The 1305-nt window shown below is 70.9% G+C and carries 2 protein-coding genes and 1 pseudogene; 1 reads left to right on the top strand and 2 read right to left on the bottom strand.

The window, feature by feature from the left end:
* Positions 1–54: 54 nt before the first annotated feature.
* Together AC08ON_RS17670 and AC08ON_RS17675 are read right to left on the bottom strand one after the other, a co-directional pair.
* Entirely contained in the window at positions 55–372 is a 318-nt protein-coding gene (locus tag AC08ON_RS17670) for a hypothetical protein (protein WP_476617397.1), read from the bottom strand.
* Complete coding sequence (locus AC08ON_RS17675; protein ID WP_476617398.1) at positions 369–584, bottom strand: hypothetical protein; 216 nt, start codon at positions 582–584, stop codon at positions 369–371. The genes AC08ON_RS17670 and AC08ON_RS17675 overlap by 4 nt, the downstream gene beginning before the upstream one ends.
* A 184-nt stretch (positions 585–768) precedes the next feature.
* Here AC08ON_RS17675 and AC08ON_RS17680 point away from each other — a divergent pair.
* A pseudogene (locus AC08ON_RS17680) lies at positions 769–1271 on the top strand (ISAzo13-like element transposase-related protein); the annotation flags it as partial.
* Positions 1272–1305 lie beyond the last annotated feature (34 nt).

Raw genomic sequence — 1305 nt, forward strand, 5'->3', positions numbered from 1 at the left:
CCGGGCCGGGCGGCCACGTGGCGGCGCCCGCAGCCGCACACGACCCGGTAGAGATCATGCCGGGTCACGGTCGACCCGGGCCGGTTCGACATCGTGGGACTGGTGCAAGCGCGCGACCCCCGCCGGCCTCGACCCGGCCAGCGACACCCCACAGTCACACACCCCGACCGGAAAATACGCCTCGACCCGGTCCGGGTCCTCCCGCCAGGCCAGCGTCCACCCGTCCGCGCCCGGCTGCTTACCACGTTTCTTCTTCCCGCCCCCAGCGGCACGGCGCTCAGCCCGGTTCGGCCCCACCCGGCCCGGCAGCACCCCGTCCGACGACGACGGCAACGACGAGTTCCCCGAGTTCCGCGAGCCCGCCCGCCTCAACCGGTCAACCTCCGCCGCCAGCTCCTCGACCCGACGTTCCTGCCCAGCCAGTCGCTCCTCCGCTCGGCGATCCCGGCCCGCAGCTGTTCGATCAGCCCCGCCTGCGCCACCACGAGAGCAACCAGCTCCTCACGCGACATCTCCTCCGGCGGCACCCGGCCACGCCACCACGCCCCGACCACGCCACCACGCACGACACACCAGAACGGCAAACAACATCCACACCCAGCTCCAACACCAGCCACTCACCGCAAGATCACGAATCTACGTGAATGTTTACGTGTGCGAGTGGGGCGGCCGGCGGATTGGAGTGAGACGGTCACGGGGCGGCAGGGAGCCGCCGGAGAATAACTCCGGTGTTTGATCTACGTGGGAGATCGTGGGACGCTCGGCGCCGTGGTGAAGATCAACGAGGCGGCGCTCGCGGAGAAGTTCACCGTGTTGTTGCCGCATCTGGACGAGCGGCAGCGCCGGCTGGTGCTGGGCGCGAATGCGCGGGCGTGCGGGCATGGTGGGATCCGGCTGGTGGCCAGGGCGGCTGGGGTGTCGGCGGATACGGTCTCACGCGGGGTGGCCGAGTTGGAATCGGACGCGGCCCCGATGGGCCGGGTGCGCGCGCCGGGCGCGGGCCGGGCGCGGGCCGTAAGACGCTGCGGGAGAAGGACCCGGAGTTGGTGGCGCTGGTCGAGCCTGATCAGCGGGGGGATCCTGAGTCGCCGTTGCGGTGGACGGTGAAGTCGACTCGGCGGCTGGCCGAGCAGCTCACCGCCGGTGGGCATCCGGTGGGTGCGGACACGGTCGGCGCGTTGCTGCGTGGCGAGGGGTTCAGCCTGCAGGGGACCTCGCGCACGACCGAGGGCGCGCGTCATCCGGACCGGGACGCCCAGTTCTCCTACATGTAAGTGTTCGGTGAACCGGTGGGATGTTGACTGG

This window comes from Frankia sp. CoWAU3, from assembly GCF_977971855.1.